The sequence below is a fragment of the Saccharospirillum salsuginis genome (assembly GCF_014651855.1).
Taxonomy (GTDB): Bacteria; Pseudomonadota; Gammaproteobacteria; order Pseudomonadales; family Natronospirillaceae; genus Saccharospirillum; species Saccharospirillum salsuginis.
Map to the genome: position 1 here is coordinate 516,308 of NZ_BMXR01000001.1, position 17,474 is coordinate 533,781.

Genomic DNA, 17,474 nt, shown 5'->3' on the forward strand with positions numbered 1-17,474 from the left:
GCCCCCGAAGGGATTCAATGCTCGAAAAACTCTTTCTCCGCGGACACGCCGAAGCGGTCCGGGTCCAGTCCGTTCTTTTTAACCAACTGCCGCAGGTCTTTTTTCTGAATACGGACATCCAGCAGGAGATTGCCGTGCGAGTCGTAATCTTCTCCCAGGACGGCATTGTATTGATAGAGTGCCGCACGCAAAGCCGCTTCGGAAGGCTTTAGAGCCAACTGACGGGCGATGATGTCGTCCCCCAGCCGTTCGGTGATGGCCTGTTCGATCAGCGCCATGCCGGCTCCGGTTTGCGCCGAGACCCAGACTCGCTCGGGCAGGCCCTGTTCGTCCCGCTCGATGACCGGCTCGAAATCGTCCAACAGGTCGATCTTGTTGAACACCTCCAGGCGCGGAATATCGAGCGAGCCGATCTCTTCCAGGACACTTTCAACCTGCTCTTTGTTTTCTATACGGTTCTCATCGGCCGAGTCGATGACATGAAGCAGTAAATCGGCTTCGGCCGTCTCCTGCAAGGTCGCTTTGAAAGCCTGCACCAGTTTATGGGGCAGATGCCGGATAAATCCAACCGTGTCGGCGAGAACGACATCTCCCATATCCGGAATGCTGAGCCGCCGCAGCGTCGGATCCAGCGTCGCGAACAACTGGTCGGCCGCGTAGACCTCGGCCCGGGTCAGGGCGTTGAACAGCGTGGACTTGCCGGCATTGGTGTACCCGACCAGCGAGACCGTCGGGGTGTCCGACCGTGCGCGGGCCCGGCGGCCCTGGTTACGCTGACGTTCGACTTTTGCCAGTCGACGGTGGATGGAGGTGATGCGGGCCTGCAACAGACGCCGGTCGGTTTCCAGCTGGGTCTCACCCGGACCGCGCAAACCGATGCCGCCCTTCTGCCGCTCCAGGTGGGTCCAGCCGCGCACCAGGCGCGTGCTCTGGTATTGCAGTTGCGCCAGTTCCACCTGCAGCTTGCCTTCATGCGTACGGGCGCGCTGGGCGAAAATATCGAGGATCAGACCGGTACGATCCAGCACCCGGCATTCGACGGTCCGCTCGATGTTGCGTTCCTGGGAGGGCGACAAGGTATGGTTGAACAGCACGAGCTCGGCTCCGCTGGACTTCACCGCCGCCTTGATTTCCTCCAGCTTGCCGGGACCGACGAAAAATTTCGGGTGAGGCGTGGTTCGGGACCCGCCGATGAAAACGGCCGGGTCTCCGCCGGCCGATACCACCAGTTCTTCGAATTCCTGTGGGTCTTCCCGATTGTCGGACTCGGGAAATTCGACGTGGACCAATACAGCACGGTCCCCGCCTTCTACGCGTTCAAAAAACAATCAGTCTCTCCGATGCCCGGTCAATGACGAGCCGCCCGGCCGAGGGCGAGGGACGGGCTTATTCAGCCGTCGCCTCTTCGCCTTCGTGCGGAATTTTGACATTGCGCGCCGGGACGACGGTCGAGATAGCATGCTTGTACACCATCTGGCTGACGGTGTTCTTCAGCAAAATGACGAACTGGTCAAAACTCTCGATCTGCCCCTGCAACTTGATGCCGTTGACCAGGAAGATGGATACAGGGATACGCTCTTTGCGCAGTGCATTGAGGAAAGGGTCTTGTAACGAGTGCCCTTTTGACATGATGGACTCCTTTAATGAAGGATTATAGTAATCGTTTATCGGCACCACTGACCCGGAACTTTACGCTCCCCTTGCCCGGGATGCCGGTGCGGAAATCGATCGCCCCGGTCCCGGTCGCGATCGGCACACCCGGCATCGGGTGGTTACCTGCTGTGGTTTGCGCCAGCGTCGCCAGTGGCTGCCCGTTCGAGCCTGAGCCGGCGGGCAGTTGGGCGACAAAAAGTCTGGCAGACCTTGCAACCACGAATCATACGCAGGCGCGGGCCTGCTTTTTGTGAATTGTAGGCGAAAATCATCGGGTTGTGGATGGGGAGTCGTGATTAAAAACCCGCTTTACGCAACTTTTTCCACGCCAGTGGCAGGATGTCGTGACGGTCCGGCGCCAATTGTTCAAGTTGTGGCCAGTTCCGCAGCCAGGTCAATTGTCGCTTGGCGAGCTGACGCGTGGCGACAATGCCGGTCTCGATCATGCGATCGTAGTCGATATCGCCCGCCAGGTACTGCCACATCTGACGGTAACCGACCGCCCGGATCGACGGCAGATCGGGGTGCAGGTCCCCGCGCTCGAACAAGGCCCGCACTTCGGCTTCGAAGCCCAGCTCCAGCATTTGGTGAAAGCGAAGGGCAATGCGCTCGTGCAGCACGGCCCGGTCGTCCGGATTAACCGCCAGTTGCAGCAGCCGCCAGGGGAAAGCCTCGATCGCGGCTTCGGACAGACGCCCGCGCCCGTCGTTGACCGATTCGGCCCAATACGCGGAAATCGGCTTACCGCTTATGCGATACACTTCCAACGCCCGTAACACGCGTTGCGGGTTTTGTCGGTCGATGACGGCCCAGGCGTCCGGGTCGACCCGGTGCAGTTCGGCCACCAGGGCGTCCAGCCCCTCCAAGTCCCATTCGGCCTGCAAGGCCTCACGCACGCCGGCGTCGGCCGGCGGCATCTCGGCCAGCGGCTCCACCAGCGCCTTGTAATAGAGCATGGTGCCACCGGCCAGAACAGGCACTTTGCCACGCTCGGTAATCCGCTTCATGACGGCCAGGGCATCGTTGCGGAAATCGGCCGCCGAATAGGACTCGGACGGATCCCGCAGGTCGATCAGGTGATGCGGTGCCCGTTCGAGCGTGGCCCGGTCCGGTTTGGCGGTGCCGATGTCCATACCGCGGTAGACCTGGGCGGAATCGACGCTGACGATCTCGCCCCGCCCCTTCTCGACCAGTTCCAGCGCCAGATCCGTCTTGCCGGCCGCCGTCGGCCCCATCAGGAAGACCGCCAGGGGTTTGTCAGCACTCACTCAGCGCCCCCTCAGAAAGAGCTTGTCCAGCTCTTCGACCGTCAACTGGGTAAAGGTGGGCCGGCCATGGTTGCATTGGCCACTGCGCTCGGTCCGCTCCATGTCCCGGAGCAGGGCATTCATTTCCGGGATGGTCAGCTTGCGATTGGCGCGCACCGAGCCGTGGCAGGCCATGGTGGAAAGAATTTCATCCCGCCGCGCGATGATGGCGTCCGACGTCTCGTGCACCTGGAAGTCCGCCAGCACCGAACGCACCAGAGGCTCGACCTCCGCTTGTTGCAGAAACACCGGGGTCTGCCGCACGATCAGGCTCTCGGGGCCAATGCGTTCGACCACCAGGCCGAACTGCTCCAGCAAGCCGCTGAACTCTTCGGCCGCGTCGGCCTCGCGCTCGCTGACCGACAGCTTCTGCGGCACCAGCACCGGCTGCGCCTGAATGCCCTGCTGATCGTACTGGGTCTTGAGGCGCTCATAGGTGATGCGTTCATGAGCGGCGTGCATGTCGACGATGATCATGCCGGCCTGGCTTTCGGACAGAATGTAGATGCCCTTCAACTGGGCCACGGCGAAACCCAGTGGCGGAATGTCCGCTTCGGTTTCCGGCAAAGGAGTCGGGGCGGCCGCTTGGGTCGCAGCCGCATCCCCCGCCGGAGCACTGGGCATCGACGGCCGCTGCAGCGTCTCGTAAAACGCCACCTGATCCGCCACCGGCGTTTCCGGCGCCGCCGGACGGTTCGGATAAGGCCGGGGGGACATATCCATGCGCTGCTGGCCACCGAATACGCCGGCGTCGATACCGGTCGCCTGGGGCTGTGCCGGTGCCGCGCTGACCGAGTCCGGCTGGGTGTCCGGTCGCACCTCGGCCAGGGCGCGATGCAGTTGGCGAAACAGAAAGTCGTGCACCAGCCGCTGGTCGCGGAAACGGACTTCGTGCTTGGTCGGGTGAACGTTGACGTCGACACCGCTCGGGTCCAGCGTCAGATAGAGCACGAAGCAGGGGTGACGGCCATGGTAGAGCACATCGCGATACGCCTGTTTGACCGCGTGACCGATCACCTTGTCTTTCACCACCCGCCCGTTGACGAAGAAATACTGCATGTCGGGCATCGAGCGGGAAAACGTGGGCAGGCCCACCCAGCCGGTCAGGCGCAGCCCGACCGCCTCGGCATCGATCACCAGGGCGTTCTGCATGAAGTCCGGGCTGAGCAACTGGGCCACGCGGCGTTCCTGCTCCGCCTGGCTGGCCGCGGGACGCAGCGAATGAATGGTGCGGTTGTTGTGACGCAGACTGAACCCGACATCGAAACGGGCCAGGGCCTGACGCTTGATCACCTCGTCCAGGTGATTGAATTCGGTTTTTTCGGTGCGCAGGAATTTGCGCCGTGCCGGCGTGTTGAAAAACAGGTCACGCACTTCGACGCTGGTGCCGTCGGTGTGCGCCGCCGGTAACAACTCGGTACTCATGTCCTGACCGTGCGTGTTCACCTGCCAGGCTTCCGACTGTTCCGACGGTTTGGAGGTCAGCAACAGCCGCGAGACCGAGGCCACACTGGCCAGCGCTTCGCCACGAAAGCCGAGGGAGGCGACGGCTTCGAGTTCGTCCAGGTTGTGAATTTTCGAGGTCGCATGGCGACTGAGCGCCATGGCCAGGTCGTCCTTCAGGATGCCGCCGCCGTTGTCGCGCACCCGCATCAGTTTGATACCGCCCTGCTCCACTTCGACATCGACCCGACTGGCCCCGGAGTCCAGGCTGTTTTCCACCAGTTCCTTGATGACCGAGGCGGGCCGTTCTACCACTTCGCCGGCGGCGATCTGGTTGGCCAGACGGGGCGACAGGATTTCAATTCGACGCATGCTCGATGTGCTGCCTGTTCAGAAAATGGATTGAAACCGAAACGGCGCCCTCAGGCGCCGGGAATCAGGAGAACCTGTCCGATGCGGATGTCGGCATCGTTCAACTGGTTGACCTCCTTGAGCCGTGCCACCGAGGTACCGTTACGCGACGCGATGGCGGAGAGGGTATCGCCGCGCACCACCACATAGCGACGCAATTCACCGGCGTTGCGCTGCTGCCAGGCCACCCAGGTCCCCGGCGGCGGATTCCGCTCGAACCAAGCTGTCACACCCTGGCGAATGGCGGTCGCCAGTTTCCGGCGATAAGCACGGCTGCCGAGATTGGCCTCTTCGGTCGGGTTGGAAATGAAACCGGTCTCGACCAGGATGGAGGGCACATCGGGCGATTTCAGCACCGCGAAACCGGCCTGTTCGACCGTGTTCTTGTGCATTCTCGCCACATCGCGCATCTCGCCGAGGATGGACGAACCGACGTCCAGACTGGAGCGCAGGGTGGCGGTCATCGACAAATCGACCAGTACCGACCGCAGCACCTCGTCCTTGTCTTCCAGGCTGACGCCGTTGATGCCGCCGATGACGTCCGAGGCGTTTTCCTGATCCGCCAGGTAGCGGGCCATGGCGGACGTCGCGCCGTTCGAGGACAACGCGAACACCGAAGCGCCCGACGCTTGCGGGCTGGTGAAGGCGTCGGCGTGGATGGAGACGAACAGGTCGGCGTTTTTCTGGCGGGCAATCTGACGACGACGCTGCAGCGGCACATAATAGTCCCCGGTGCGCACCAGAAACGGCTCGTAGCCCTTGACGGCGTTGAGCTGATCGTACAATTCGCGCGCGATCGCCATGACGACGTGTTTTTCCAGCGTGCCCTTGCCCCCGATCGCGCCGGGGTCCTCCCCGCCATGACCGGCATCGATGGCGACGATGATGTTGCGCTGCTGATTGGACAGGTCATTGACGGTTTTGCTGACCTGCCGCTCCTGCGGCTCCATGGCCAGACCCGGCGGCCGCTCCAGATCGAGCACCAGGCGATGACCGTATTGTTCGTTGGGTCGCAGGGTGAAACTGCGCGGATTCAACCGGGCGGACAGGTCGAGCACGATGCGGATATCACCGCCATTGCGTACGCCGCTGCGAATCCGGGAAATGCCGCTGTCGTTCAGGTCCAGAGCACCCAGATCGGCATCCAGTCGGGCGCTGTCGATGTCGACCACGACCCGGCTCGGGTTGGCCAGGGTAAAGACCCGGTGTTCGACCGGCCCGCTCAGGTCCAGCACCAGACGGGTATTGTCCGGCGCCGGCCACAGCCGGGCACTGTCGATGTCGGCCGCCCAGTTCAGTGGGGCCATAAAAAGGAGGGCCAGAATCAGCCAATACTTCCGAACGATCATTCGTGCTCCCATACGTGCTGCAACCGGTCGCTCACCAACCGCCCCCGTTCGGTCCGGGGCTCCACGGTCAACTGCCGTGCGGCTCCAGCTTCGGTAAAATGTATCACGACATCCGCTTCGGGCAAGACTCCAGCGCCACGTTCCGGCCATTCCACCAGCCAGGCCGTGTGGGGTTGCAGGTAGTCCCGAATGCCGATGAATTCCAGTTCTTCCGGATCCGCCAGTCGGTACAGGTCGAAATGCACTACCTGGAGGGCTCCGCAGTCATAAGGTTCGACCAGTGTATAGGTGGGACTCTTAACGCGACCTGACCAGCCACAACCGTGCACCACGGCCTGGCTCAGGGTCGTTTTTCCCATGCCCAGGGTCCCGTCCAGATACACAATGGCTCCCTCGCCCGCCATCAGGGCTTCCGCCAATTGTTTTCCCAGTGCGGACATCTGTTCTTCGGTCACAGTCAGACGATACAAGCGGTCGGGCTCCCATTCACGGTCGTTAAACGCGCGAAGTGTACCATTGGTCTACCCTTCAGTGGGACAGCAACGATCGCTTACCTTGCCATATTGCGAGTGAGCGCTCACACTTCGCGCCCGTTTAGTCCTGCATTCCCATTAACGCCATGACCCGAACCACCGACCGCATCCAGACACTCGATCTGACCGATCTGGCCCGCCGCATCAAAGATGAAGCGCTTCGACTGGGCTTTCAGGCGGCGCACATCGGCATGGCCGATACCGAGTCGCACCGTGCCGACTATGAAGCCTGGCTGGCCACCGGCCACCACGGCACCATGGACTGGATGACGCGCAATATGGACAAGCGGTTTGACGGCGCGGAACTGCACCCGGGTACCCTGCGGGCGATTTCGGTCCGATTGGACTACTTGCCGGTGAACGCCGCCGACATGGAAGCCACGCTGGAGGATCCGTCCATCGGCTATGTTTCCCGCTACGCCCTCGGTCGCGACTACCACAAGCTGATGCGCAAACGCCTGACCCAGCTCGGCCGCACCATCGGGGACTGGGTCGGTGAGCACAATTTCCGGGCCTTCGTCGACAGTGCCCCGGTCATGGAGCGCCAGTTGGCCGAACAAAGCGGAATGGGCTGGCGCGGCAAGCACAGCCTGCTGCTGAATCCGAAAGCCGGCAGTTGGTTCTTTCTGGGAGAGTTGTTCACCGACCTGCCGTTGCCGGTCGACCCGCCGTTCGAGACCGATCACTGTGGCAGTTGCACAAGCTGCCAAACCGTCTGCCCGACCGATGCCATCGTCGCCGACGGCGTGGTCGACGCCCGTCGCTGCATCAGTTACCTGACCATCGAACACGCGGGTCCGATTCCCGAACACCTGCGCAAACCCATGGGCAACCGCATCTACGGATGCGACGATTGTCAGTTGTACTGCCCCTTCAATCGCTTCAGCGAAACGACCCGCGAGGCGGATTTCGAGCCGCGCCAGGCACTGGATCACATGCCGTTGACCACCCTGATCGACTGGAATGAAGCCGAATTCCTGAGCAAGACCGAAGGGTCGGCCATCCGTCGCATTGGCCACGAACAGTGGCAGCGCAACCTTGCCGTGGCCCTCGGCAACGCGCCGACCACGAACGAGGTGGTGGAGGCACTGCGTCGGGCACGCACCCGGGCCGGCGACCTGGTTCGGGAGCACATCGACTGGGCGCTGGCCCAGCATGGCTACTCCGAGAAATCTTGAGCCCATCGAAGTTTAACGATACGATACCCGGCATCGAATTAACGTCTGGGAAGACTATACTTTGCCGATCACTTTGAAACCGGGATGCATCCCGTGCTGATGCTTCGTTTGACGCGCCTGCTGGCGCTGGTGTTCTGCGTGTTACAGGGACTGTTACTGGCCGGCAGCCATCGTCTGCTGTGTCGCCTGGGGCTGTCGAGCCCGGGTGCCATCCATGCCTACGCCCGTCTCTGGTTCCGCAGCCTGTTGTGGGTGCTGAACGTCCGGGTCCGGCTGGACGCCGGAGTACTGGAACACCGGGGACTGATCGCCGCCAACCACACCAGTTGGCTCGACATTCCGGTGCTCGGCGCCGTGCTGCCCACCTATTTCCTGTCCAAGGCCGAAGTGCGCGACATGCCCCTGGTGGGCTGGCTCGCCGACAGCGGCGGCACACTGTTCATTCATCGTGGCCGTCACGAACAGGAGGAAGTGCGCGATCGCATGCAATCCCGGCTTGGCGACGGTCATTTCCTGACGCTGTTCCCGGAAGGCACCACCGGGCGTGGCGACCGATTGCGGCCATTTCACCCCCGGCTGTTCGCCGCGGCCATCGAAACCGGCGTCCCGGTCGTGCCGATCGCCATCCACTATCGCAGCGACGACCCGCAAGACCCGAAAATTCCGTTCGAACAGGAAGCGTTCTTCACCAACATCTGGCGGGTGCTCGGCATCTGGCGCACGGACGTGGAAGTGCGGGTCCTGCCGGCGCTGGAAAGCGCCGGGATGCCGCGCCGGGCCCTGGCGGATCAGGCGCGAAGCGCCATCATCCGGTCGCTTCGTCTGCCGAGCGAACCGCGAGTGCCGGATCGCCCGGCGCCAACGCCTGAAAGTCTGACCTGAACGACACCAGCCGGCTCTCGGGTAACACCACGGTCATATACACGCCCTGGCCGTATTCGACGTTATCCGGGTTCAGGTCGTAATCCGCCAGCAGGCGGCGGACATCGCTCTCGCGCGCGAATGAGCATTCCAGTTCAAGGCGGCACCAGGTCTCGACTGGTACCCGTTCGGCGGTCTCGAGCGCCTGGGACACCGCACCGCTGTAAGCGCGAACCAGCCCGCCGGCGCCGAGCTTTACGCCGCCGAAATACCGCACCACCACGCCCAGCACATTGACCAGGGATTTATGGTTAATCACGCTGAATATGGGTTTACCGGCCGTACCGGACGGCTCACCGTCATCGCTCATGCCGCTGTCCCCACCGGCATGAAAGGCGAAACAGACGTGGCGCGCATCCGGGTAGGCCTGTCGATAGGCCTCGATCCGCGCCTGAGCCTCCTCACGACTCGATACGGGTTCGACCCAGGCGAGAAAGCGGCTTTTTTTGACCTCCAGCTCAGCGTGAACGACGGTGTTCAATGTCCAACTCATCCGAACCACCAACTGCGATCGTTGCTGACCAGATCGAATATTTTGGAATGCCCCCATTCACCCGGATGAATGCGGTCGCTATGGACCAGTTCACGGCGATACTGAACGTCGTCCATCAGCGGTGTGTAGATGTCGATGTAAGGTACCCGGGCTTTCTGGCAGAACTCGCGAAAAATCTGATTCACCCGCTTCACACGGGCATTCATGCCGGGGTCGTAGACCGGCGACGGCCCCACCATCAGCAACTTGTAGCGGCTGTGCACCTTGGCGAGGATCTCGCGCAAATGGGTCAGCGATGTTTTGGCCGGCAACGGCTCGGTGGTCGCCGTGCCGATGGCGTCCATCAGGCCAAACGCCAGTATCAGCCGATTATCGTCGCCGACGGGCAAACGCGGGTCCAGCTCGCCCAGACGTTGAACCACCTCGGCGCTGGATTGCCCGGGTATGCCCAGGTTGTAGTAGGTCACCGGCCCATGCCCGGCCATGACTTGCTCGATCAGGTAACCGGCCCAGCCTTTGCCAGCGGGGCCGCCGACGCCCTTCGCCAGGCCATCGCCCAGCACACAGATATTCAGATCGGTCATACAGCTCTCAATCCATTCGGTACCCGACAGTATATCGGCAGGCCGCGATATGTCGCCAAGTCACTTGACCCAACCGTACACCTAGATCCGTTTCCAAGCGTTGCGACAGTCGGTAAACTGCCGACAGCGTCTTAACAAGGAATAACAATGAAAACACCCGTGAACGTAGTGTTGGGCCTGGCGGCAACGCTCGGTGCCGCCCAGGCTGAAGAGTTGAAACCCGCCAACTGGGTGCTGTTACCGGCCATTGGCTCCTCTGCGGAGACCGGGTTCGAATACGGCCTCTATGCGATGCGTCAGTTTGCGCAAACCAGCATCGACGAACCCCAGGACAGGACCGAATTCGTGGTTCAGGGTACCACCAAGAGCCAGTTTCAGGCGTTTATATGGCCCGACTTCTATGTGGCGGGCGGCAACTGGAACCTGTCCGGCGAGATTGGCGGCAAGTACTGGCCCACCCCCTATTTCGGTCAGGGTAACGACGTTTCCCTGGACGCGGAACCGGAAAACTACGAACTGACCGCTTTCGAGAGCGACGTGGAAGCGGCCTATCGGGTCACACCCAGTATCTGGCTGGGCAGCCTGGTTTTCCTCGAATACGAAGACATCACCGATGACGACGACGATGCCTTGTTGAACGACACGATCAACGGTTTCGAAGGCGGCCTGTACAGCGGCATCGGGCTAAGCGCGGCCTGGGACACCCGAAACGACCGTGACTGGCCGACACGGGGCTCGCGGGTGAGCGCTGAATTGCGTCAGTACGCGCCCATGCTCGGCAGCGACTACGACTTCGGCATTCTGTATTCCAAAGCGAGCCACTTTGTGACCCTCGGTGACGATGTCCTCGCCCTCGGCGCCAATTATCAATGGAGCAGCAGCACGACTCCGTTTACCCGTCTGCCCCGCCCCACCGGCGCCTCCACGCTGCGTGGCGCCAACGGCAACCGCTGGATCGACCATCAATTGCTGGGCACCCAGGTCGAGTACCGCATGACACTGACACCGCGCTGGGCCGTGACCGGTTTCTTCGATACCGCCCAGGTCGGCGAGTCGCTCGACGATCTGGGGCTGGATGCCGTTCACACCAGTCTGGGGGGCGGTGTACGCTGGTCGACCATCGCCGACTCGCGATTCAACATCCGCTTCGACGTCGGCTGGGTCGATATGGAAAGCGTCGGCATCGCACTGCGCGTTGGAGAAGCCTTCTAAGACATGAGCGAACGCCGGACCGACCGTTTCCACATTGCCCCGAGCCCGGAAGAGCCACCTCCGCTCGCGCCCTGGCGCCTGAAGATGAACGACATCATCTTCGGCGCCGAGTCACCGGCGGGCAAAGGGTTTGACGTCCTGTTGATTATCGCCATCCTGCTCAGTGTGACGGCGGTCATGCTGGAGAGCGTCGCGTATGTGAAAAATCACTTCGGAGTCTGGCTGGTCGGCGCCGAATGGTTTTTCACCATTGCCTTCACGGTCGAATACGGGTTGCGGTTGATGTCGGTGCGACATCCGATGCGGTACGCGACCAGTTTTTACGGTGTGGTCGATCTGCTCTCGATCATCCCGACTTACCTGAGTGTCCTGATCCCCGGCATCAACTCGCTGCTGGTCATCCGCATTCTTCGCATTCTGCGCGTCTTCCGGGTGCTGAAGCTGTTCCGTTATATGAACGAAGCGGAAATGCTGATGCAGGCACTGCGCTCGGGTCGGCGCAAGGTCCTGGTGTTTCTGTATTCGGTGATCACCATCGTGGTTGTATTCGGTTCCATCATGTACCTGATTGAAGGGCCGGCGAATGGCTATACGTCCATTCCGAAAAGCATCTACTGGGCCATCGTGACGCTGACCACGGTCGGCTACGGCGACATCTCGCCGTCGACGCCCATCGGGCAATTCATTGCCTCCGGGGTGATGATCACCGGTTACGCCATTATTGCCGTGCCTACCGGCATCTACACAGCGGAACTGGCCAACCAGATCCGGATCAAGCGCGACGCCCGAGGCTGCCCCGGCTGTGGCAAAACCGGCCACGAAAGCGATGCCGATTACTGCCGGTTTTGTGGTGAAGAACTGTCAACCTGACGATAGTGTTGACAATTCCTTACAACCATCCCTTGTATTTGAACAACAGATAGGGCGCGATGCCGGAGGCGATCATCGCCCCCAGGGCCATCGGATAACCCCCGACCCAATCCAGCTCTGGCATGAACCGGAAGTTCATCCCGTAGATGCTCGCGACCAGGGTCGGCGGCAGAAACACCACAGCCGCAATCGAAAAGGTCTTGATGATCTGGTTCTGCTTGATGCTGATGAACCCCTGGGTCGAATTCATCAGAAAGTTGATCTTCTCGAAAATAAAGGAGGTGTGCGTCAGCAGCGTTTCGACATCGTGCAGCACCTCCGCACAGGTTTCACTGACCGTAGGAAGCGACCTCAGATGACGCTGCATGAACGCGATCGAGCGCTGGGTGTCCATCAGGCACAGGCGAATCTTGCCATTGCTGTCTTCCAGCTTGGCGAGGCGGTCGATCGCCCATTCCAGATCCGAATCCTCTTCTTCGAGCACCACCTTGCTGACCGCTTCCAGATCCCGATGAATGTCCTCCAGAAAATCGGCCAGGTTTTCGACCTTCTGATCGAAGATCGTGACCATCAGGTCGGCCGGCGTGTCGGCTTCAACCTGCCCCCGTCGGGCGCGCAAGCGCAACAGCCGGAAATCGGCGAGCTTGCCTTCACGCACCGTGATCAGTCGGTTGGGCTGAAGAATAAAGGCGACCGTGGCCGTGCTGTGCCGACCTTCGCCGTGGCTGAGGAAAAGCGAGTGGACGTGCAAGCCTTCGGCATCGACGAAGTACCGACTCGAGGCTTCGATCTCGGCGACGTCGGCCGATTGCGGCAACTCGGACCGCAACAAGGCGTTGATCTGCTCACGCTCCCCCGAGTCGGGATCGCGCGCGTCGAGCCAATCCGAATGATGCAACTGCTCGTAACTGAAAGGCTCCGCCCCTGATTCGGCGGTCTGACGAATGGTGTGATCCTTTAACGAAAACAGACGCAGCATGTGGGGCTCCAACTTGGCAGGTTAGCCGTTACCTTCAAACAGTGTGACCCAGACCGGCATACCCAACAAGCATTAACCGACTCCGCCGGTCCGGGTACCCTCACCTCCAATCGAGGGCGCCCTGATCGATTTCCAAACCCCGACAGGCGTAACTTTACAACGCACTGCCAAGTCGTTGACAATCCGCCCGGTTCACATCCGTCGCGAGAGTCCATACGGTAGTCGGCTCCATCATCCCGGATCAGGGATACGCCCGATCCAGACTACGTCGAGGTTCGTCATGAACAAAGCGGTCCATTGCGGTTCGATTCTGCTTGCTCTCCTGCTTACCGCCTGCAGCAACCTGTCGACCGGCCCTGAAACCCGGGCCAACACAGCGGCCACACCGGACGGGTACCGCTGGTACACCGCCGACAACGGCGTTGGCACTTTTCTGGTTCCCGACGGCTGGCACGTCAAGGAAGAAACCCGCAACGGCACCGATGCCCTGTTCATCAGCCGCGAAAACATCGACCAGCAAGGCCGGTACCAGGTCGGGATGACGGTCAACCGTGTTCCCAATTTCTCGCAAACCACCTCCGTCCCGGCCACCGAATACGCCGAGAGCTTTATCAAGCAATTGATGGTGAAACACGATGTGTTGATGTCGAACACGAACAGCGAAAGTGTCGAGCCCCGATACATCGCCCGGGTCAGGCTGACGAAAGACCCCGCGACCATCGTTCACTACATCACCGTAGGCCGCGCGGCGACCGACGAACTGTTCCTGATCTACTTCGAAGCCCCGGAATCGGAGTGGGAAGACGCCCTGGAGACGGCCCAACCGATGCTGGAGGCCTTCCGTCTGGGGCAATGACGCTAACTGACACCGAGATGCGATGACGTCCAACACCGCCCCAGGCTACCTGTCCGGCCCCATCATGGGTCACATTCAACGCATGACCTTGTCCGGCGGGTTGGGCCTGATGGCCCTGTTCGCCGTCGATTTCGTCGACCTGTTCTTCATTTCCTTGCTGGGCGAGCGGGAACTGGCCGCGGCCATCGGCTTCGCCGGCTCGGTGCTGTTCTTTTGCCAATCGCTGAGCATCGGTCTTGCCATCGCCGTCGGCGCCACGGTCTCACGTGCCATCGGCGCGAACGACCTGGATCGGGCCAAGGCCCTGATCGGCAGCGGTTTCGTGTTGACCTTCACCACCGGAGCCGTGGTCGCCACCAGTGTCTGGCTGGGTCGCGACTGGATTCTGGGGTTGCTCGGCGCCGAGGGCTATACGCGCGACCAGGCCTCGATGTACCTGGCCATCATCCTGCCGTCCTTCGCGTTCGTCTCCATCGGCATGGCCGCCGGCGGTGTCATGCGTGCACGGGGCGACGCCAAGGGGGCGCTCTGGGTGACACTCAGCGGGGCACTGGTCAATGCCGCGCTCGACCCAATTCTGATCTTCGGTCTGAACCTCGACCTGGCCGGTGCCGCCATCGCCAGCGCCATGGCGCGGATGACCATGTTCGGCTACGGCCTCTACAAGCTGCACCAGTATCGGATGCTCATCCGGCCGGAAGTGCGTCAGGTGCGTCGGGACTTGCCCACGATCAGCGCCATCGCCGTGCCTTCGGTTCTGACCAACCTCGCCACTCCAGTGGGCCTGGCCTATGTGACCGCGGCGATGGCGCAATTCGGAGATTCGGCCGTCGCCGGGTTCGCCATCATCACCCGCTTGCAGCAGGTCGCCTTCGTCGCGCTGTTCGCCCTGTCCGGCGTGGTCGGCCCCATCGCCGGACAAAACTGGGGCGCGGGTTATTTCGATCGGGTTCGGGTCGTACTGACCGATTCGCTCAAATTCATACTCTGGTACTGCCTGATCGTCTGCCTGGCCCTAGCCGCACTGACTCAACCCCTGCTGTGGGCCTTCCAGGCGTCCCCGGAAGCCGCCGACCTGATTCGCTGGTTTACCTATGGGTTGAGCACCATCTTCGTGTTCAACGGCATCACCTTTGTCACCAACGCGCTGTTCAACAACCTGGGAGCACCCAAGACGTCGACGCTGTTCAACGTGATGAAAGCCACCGTCTTCACCATACCGTTCGTCTGGGTCGGGGCGATCTGGCTGGATGCTCCGGGTGTTCTGGTGGGCCAGACTGTCGGCAGCGTCCTCGTCGCCCTGTGGGGATTGAACCGCTGCCGTCGCTGGATTGATCGATTGGATGACCGGTGAACCGGCAAGCTATTCGGCGGCGGCCTTCGCCCTCACCTGCCGAGCCGCCCAGATGGACTTCGCCATCTCCCGAAACCGGATCACCGCGACCCGGTAGCTGACGACCAGGCACAGTATCAGGAAAACCGCGTATCCGAACACCGCCATCGACCCACCAACCCCGTACGCGCTGAACGCCAGCATAACCGTCACCAATAAGCCCGTTATAAAACTCACCAGCGTGTTATTGGTCAGGAAGAACTGGGCTACCGTGCGTTGCAGGTGGCCCTGGGCGTCGTCATCGGGCCGCAATTCAGCCAACAGGTAATAGAGCTGACGGTATTGGTCGTAAACGCTCACCGGTTTGGATTGGCCACTTTCACGGTGCGGTTTAAAGGTGGTCCCCAGCCAGCCCAACCGGACCAGGCCTTCTTCCAGCAGGATCCCCAGCGCCTGGGTCAGTACCATCACCGTGACCAATACACCGGTCCAGACCCAGGTCGTGACCGTGGTACCGCCTCCCAGAATAAGAACCAATGCATCAGGCGCAGCGATGCGAACGGCACCATAGAGCGTAGCGACCGTCACCAACCCCGGCACCACGGTGACCAGTGCCACCCAGAGTGAAATCCCCAACATGGCGTTCATAAGAAAGGGCCTGTGTTGTGGTTGACTGACGCTTTAGAATAGCACCGTGTCGCGAGCCTGACCGGCTTTCGCATCCTACATCCCTGTAACAGGAGACAGCACCATGTCAGACGCATCGAAGGATGCCCTGAACGTCCTCGGCGAGCCCCTTCAACCCTGTTGTTTCGAACCCAAGACCGGCTTCTACCGGGATGGTTTCTGTCATACGGGCTCAATGGACGCTGGCTCCCATACCGTGTGTGCCATCATGACCGACGAGTTTCTGAGTTTTTCCGCCGAACAAGGTAACGACTTGTCCGCCGCCAATCCCGAATTCGGTTTTCCCGGCCTGAAACCGGGCGACAAGTGGTGCCTGTGCGTCAGCCGGTGGGCGGACGCTATGAAACAGCACAAGGCGCCGCCGGTCGTGTTGTCTTCCTGCCACATCAAGGCTCTGGAAACCGTGGATCTGGAATCGTTGAAACTCCACGCCAACTGGAATTGAACACATCCGGCGGGCTTTATCGATGGGCCCGCATACTGTCCGCCTCATACCGGAGACTGGTTAATGAATGACGTTGTCAAACTGCTCCTGACCTTCCCGGTATTCGGACTGTGTCTCGGCTATCCGGATCAGGACCCGGAAACCAAACCACTCCGTTCACGCCAGGCTGCGGGCGTCATGCCCACGGTGCGTTTGAATGCTTTGCTGAACGCCGCTTCGGACTCATAGCCGACGCCGCGGGCGACGGCATAGACTTTGGCTCGATGCTCCATCAACTGGCGGGCCGCCACCTGCATTCGCCACAGGGTCAGGTAATGCATCGGTGGCTCGCCAACCAATCGGGTGAACCGTTCGGCCAGTACCGAACGGGAAGCCCCCACTTCCCCCGCCAACGCCTCCAGTGTCCAGGGTTCGACCAGTCGCTGATGCAGGATCGAGAGTGCTTTGCCGACCATGGGGTCCTTCAAACCACCCAACCAACCGACGGTCGATTCTTCGGACTTCGTACGCAAATAGCGACGTAACACTTCGACGAACATCAACTCGCTCAGTCGCAACAACAAGGCTCGTTCACCGCCCCGGGATAGCCGGGATTCGGTGAGTGCGAATTCGATCAGCGACGACAGCGGGTCCTGACAACCGACCATTGCCGGCAGGCGAATCAATCGTGGCAGGGTATTCAACAGCGGATTAAACGGATGCAGACTGCAGCCCAGAAAACCGCAAATGAAGGCGTTGCCCCCTGGGCCGGGACCGCCATCGGCAATCACGGAAGGTATGGTTCCGGCAGCCATCTGGTTGAAAAACTCGATGGAATCGGCGTCCTGCCCCGTTGTCACCGGACAGGGTCGGTCGGAGATGACATAAGCATCGCCCCGGGGAATCAACAGAATATCACCGGTTTCCAGTCGAACGGGTTCCTCACCCGACACCGCCCCCCAGCAGGGCCCTTCGGTGACAATGTGGTAGGAAATGATCTGATCCGCACCGGGCACGATCATAGGTGCAAACCGCCGACCGTCGGTCACCGTGGTGGCGTAGGGCCAGCCAGGTTCCCACAGAAAAAAGACGGCGCCGCGCAGACGCACGGCTTCCAACACATCGGACAATGGATCCCCATCCGACGGAAGATGCACTGACTCGGTATCAGCCTCCATGAACATTCCGCTCTTGGAAATGATGGACGTTGTGACAAGCGATTCGGACGCTCGGACATGGCG

General features: G+C 61.2%; 18 protein-coding genes. 7 read left to right on the forward strand and 11 right to left on the reverse strand.

What is annotated here, in order from left to right; all coding sequences use genetic code 11:
- Positions 1–14 precede the first annotated feature (14 nt).
- The 6 genes from hflX to tsaE all read right to left on the reverse strand — a co-directional run bounded on the left by hflX (position 15) and on the right by tsaE (position 6,633).
- The gene (gene hflX / locus IE111_RS02175) at positions 15–1,328 is read right to left on the reverse strand and encodes a ribosome rescue GTPase HflX (protein WP_189606838.1); all 1,314 of its coding nucleotides are present in this window, start codon (positions 1,326–1,328) and stop codon (positions 15–17) included.
- 58 nt (positions 1,329–1,386) lie between these two features.
- Positions 1,387–1,629: an RNA chaperone Hfq gene (gene hfq, locus IE111_RS02180; protein WP_189606839.1), complete on the reverse strand. Its 243-nt coding sequence runs from the start codon at positions 1,627–1,629 to the stop codon at positions 1,387–1,389.
- A 320-nt stretch (positions 1,630–1,949) separates the two neighbouring features.
- Complete coding sequence (gene miaA / locus IE111_RS02185; protein ID WP_189606840.1) at positions 1,950–2,921, reverse strand: tRNA (adenosine(37)-N6)-dimethylallyltransferase MiaA; 972 nt, start codon at positions 2,919–2,921, stop codon at positions 1,950–1,952.
- Positions 2,922–4,775: a DNA mismatch repair endonuclease MutL gene (mutL, locus tag IE111_RS02190; RefSeq protein ID WP_189606841.1), complete on the reverse strand. Its 1,854-nt coding sequence runs from the start codon at positions 4,773–4,775 to the stop codon at positions 2,922–2,924.
- A 50-nt stretch (positions 4,776–4,825) separates the two neighbouring features.
- Positions 4,826–6,163, reverse strand: coding sequence for an N-acetylmuramoyl-L-alanine amidase (locus tag IE111_RS02195; protein WP_229805140.1), 1,338 nt, complete (start codon positions 6,161–6,163; stop codon positions 4,826–4,828).
- Positions 6,160–6,633 (reverse strand): tRNA (adenosine(37)-N6)-threonylcarbamoyltransferase complex ATPase subunit type 1 TsaE, encoded by a 474-nt coding sequence (gene tsaE / locus IE111_RS02200; protein ID WP_229805142.1) that lies wholly within the window; start codon positions 6,631–6,633, stop codon positions 6,160–6,162. The genes IE111_RS02195 and tsaE overlap by 4 nt, the downstream gene beginning before the upstream one ends.
- A 149-nt stretch (positions 6,634–6,782) precedes the next feature.
- On the opposite strand from tsaE, the gene queG reads away from it, so the two are divergent.
- Entirely contained in the window at positions 6,783–7,874 is a 1,092-nt protein-coding gene (gene queG, locus IE111_RS02205; RefSeq protein WP_189606843.1) for a tRNA epoxyqueuosine(34) reductase QueG, read from the forward strand.
- 99 nt (positions 7,875–7,973) lie between these two features.
- Positions 7,974–8,756: a lysophospholipid acyltransferase family protein gene (locus IE111_RS02210; protein ID WP_229805186.1), complete on the forward strand. Its 783-nt coding sequence runs from the start codon at positions 7,974–7,976 to the stop codon at positions 8,754–8,756.
- On the opposite strand, the gene IE111_RS02215 is transcribed toward IE111_RS02210, so the two are convergent.
- Both IE111_RS02215 and IE111_RS02220 read right to left on the reverse strand, forming a co-directional pair.
- The gene (locus IE111_RS02215) at positions 8,680–9,288 is read right to left on the reverse strand and encodes an IMPACT family protein (RefSeq protein ID WP_189606845.1); all 609 of its coding nucleotides are present in this window, start codon (positions 9,286–9,288) and stop codon (positions 8,680–8,682) included. The genes IE111_RS02210 and IE111_RS02215 overlap by 77 nt on opposite strands.
- Positions 9,285–9,872, reverse strand: a complete 588-nt coding sequence (locus tag IE111_RS02220; protein WP_189606846.1) for a GDSL-type esterase/lipase family protein — start codon at positions 9,870–9,872, stop codon at positions 9,285–9,287. Before IE111_RS02220 ends, IE111_RS02215 begins: the two co-directional genes overlap by 4 nt.
- Positions 9,873–10,019: 147 nt before the next feature.
- Here IE111_RS02220 and IE111_RS02225 point away from each other — a divergent pair, with 147 nt between their 5' ends.
- Both IE111_RS02225 and IE111_RS02230 read left to right on the forward strand, forming a co-directional pair.
- On the forward strand, positions 10,020–11,084 hold the full coding sequence (locus IE111_RS02225; RefSeq protein WP_189606847.1) for a BamA/TamA family outer membrane protein: 1,065 nt from the start codon (positions 10,020–10,022) through the stop codon (positions 11,082–11,084).
- 3 nt (positions 11,085–11,087) lie between these two features.
- Entirely contained in the window at positions 11,088–11,954 is an 867-nt protein-coding gene (locus IE111_RS02230) for an ion transporter (RefSeq protein WP_189606848.1), read from the forward strand.
- 19 nt (positions 11,955–11,973) lie between these two features.
- On the opposite strand, the gene corA is transcribed toward IE111_RS02230, so the two are convergent.
- Positions 11,974–12,933, reverse strand: a complete 960-nt coding sequence (corA, locus tag IE111_RS02235; protein WP_189606849.1) for a magnesium/cobalt transporter CorA — start codon at positions 12,931–12,933, stop codon at positions 11,974–11,976.
- A 280-nt stretch (positions 12,934–13,213) separates the two neighbouring features.
- Here corA and IE111_RS02240 point away from each other — a divergent pair, with 280 nt between their 5' ends.
- Both IE111_RS02240 and IE111_RS02245 read left to right on the forward strand, forming a co-directional pair.
- Complete coding sequence (locus tag IE111_RS02240) at positions 13,214–13,789, forward strand: PsbP-related protein (RefSeq protein WP_189606850.1); 576 nt, start codon at positions 13,214–13,216, stop codon at positions 13,787–13,789.
- A gap of 22 nt (positions 13,790–13,811) precedes the next feature.
- Positions 13,812–15,143: an MATE family efflux transporter gene (locus IE111_RS02245; protein ID WP_189606851.1), complete on the forward strand. Its 1,332-nt coding sequence runs from the start codon at positions 13,812–13,814 to the stop codon at positions 15,141–15,143.
- A 9-nt stretch (positions 15,144–15,152) separates the two neighbouring features.
- Here IE111_RS02245 and IE111_RS02250 read toward each other — a convergent pair whose 3' ends face one another.
- Positions 15,153–15,770 carry a hypothetical protein gene (locus IE111_RS02250; RefSeq protein WP_189606852.1) on the reverse strand — a complete coding sequence of 206 codons (618 nt, stop codon included), beginning with the start codon at positions 15,768–15,770 and terminating at the stop codon, positions 15,153–15,155.
- 103 nt (positions 15,771–15,873) lie between these two features.
- Here IE111_RS02250 and IE111_RS02255 point away from each other — a divergent pair, with 103 nt between their 5' ends.
- On the forward strand, positions 15,874–16,254 hold the full coding sequence (locus IE111_RS02255; protein WP_189606853.1) for a DUF2237 family protein: 381 nt from the start codon (positions 15,874–15,876) through the stop codon (positions 16,252–16,254).
- A 128-nt stretch (positions 16,255–16,382) separates the two neighbouring features.
- Here the strand turns inward: IE111_RS02255 and IE111_RS02260 are convergent, their stop codons facing one another.
- Positions 16,383–17,411 carry an AraC family transcriptional regulator gene (locus IE111_RS02260; protein WP_189606854.1) on the reverse strand — a complete coding sequence of 343 codons (1,029 nt, stop codon included), beginning with the start codon at positions 17,409–17,411 and terminating at the stop codon, positions 16,383–16,385.
- Positions 17,412–17,474 lie beyond the last annotated feature (63 nt).

Coding starts and splice junctions, on each gene's coding strand:
- corA (WP_189606849.1), bottom strand. CDS start 12,933: ATGCTGCGTCTGTTTTCGTTAAAGGATCACACCATTCGTCAGACCGCC.
- queG (WP_189606843.1), top strand. CDS start 6,783: ATGACCCGAACCACCGACCGCATCCAGACACTCGATCTGACCGATCTG.
- IE111_RS02210 (WP_229805186.1), top strand. CDS start 7,974: ATGCTTCGTTTGACGCGCCTGCTGGCGCTGGTGTTCTGCGTGTTACAG.
- IE111_RS02240 (WP_189606850.1), top strand. CDS start 13,214: ATGAACAAAGCGGTCCATTGCGGTTCGATTCTGCTTGCTCTCCTGCTT.
- IE111_RS02260 (WP_189606854.1), bottom strand. CDS start 17,411: ATGGAGGCTGATACCGAGTCAGTGCATCTTCCGTCGGATGGGGATCCA.
- IE111_RS02245 (WP_189606851.1), top strand. CDS start 13,812: ATGACGTCCAACACCGCCCCAGGCTACCTGTCCGGCCCCATCATGGGT.
- IE111_RS02250 (WP_189606852.1), bottom strand. CDS start 15,770: ATGAACGCCATGTTGGGGATTTCACTCTGGGTGGCACTGGTCACCGTG.
- IE111_RS02230 (WP_189606848.1), top strand. CDS start 11,088: ATGAGCGAACGCCGGACCGACCGTTTCCACATTGCCCCGAGCCCGGAA.
- IE111_RS02220 (WP_189606846.1), bottom strand. CDS start 9,872: ATGACCGATCTGAATATCTGTGTGCTGGGCGATGGCCTGGCGAAGGGC.
- hfq (WP_189606839.1), bottom strand. CDS start 1,629: ATGTCAAAAGGGCACTCGTTACAAGACCCTTTCCTCAATGCACTGCGC.
- IE111_RS02215 (WP_189606845.1), bottom strand. CDS start 9,288: ATGAGTTGGACATTGAACACCGTCGTTCACGCTGAGCTGGAGGTCAAA.
- IE111_RS02225 (WP_189606847.1), top strand. CDS start 10,020: ATGAAAACACCCGTGAACGTAGTGTTGGGCCTGGCGGCAACGCTCGGT.
- mutL (WP_189606841.1), bottom strand. CDS start 4,775: ATGCGTCGAATTGAAATCCTGTCGCCCCGTCTGGCCAACCAGATCGCC.
- IE111_RS02195 (WP_229805140.1), bottom strand. CDS start 6,163: ATGATCGTTCGGAAGTATTGGCTGATTCTGGCCCTCCTTTTTATGGCC.
- IE111_RS02255 (WP_189606853.1), top strand. CDS start 15,874: ATGTCAGACGCATCGAAGGATGCCCTGAACGTCCTCGGCGAGCCCCTT.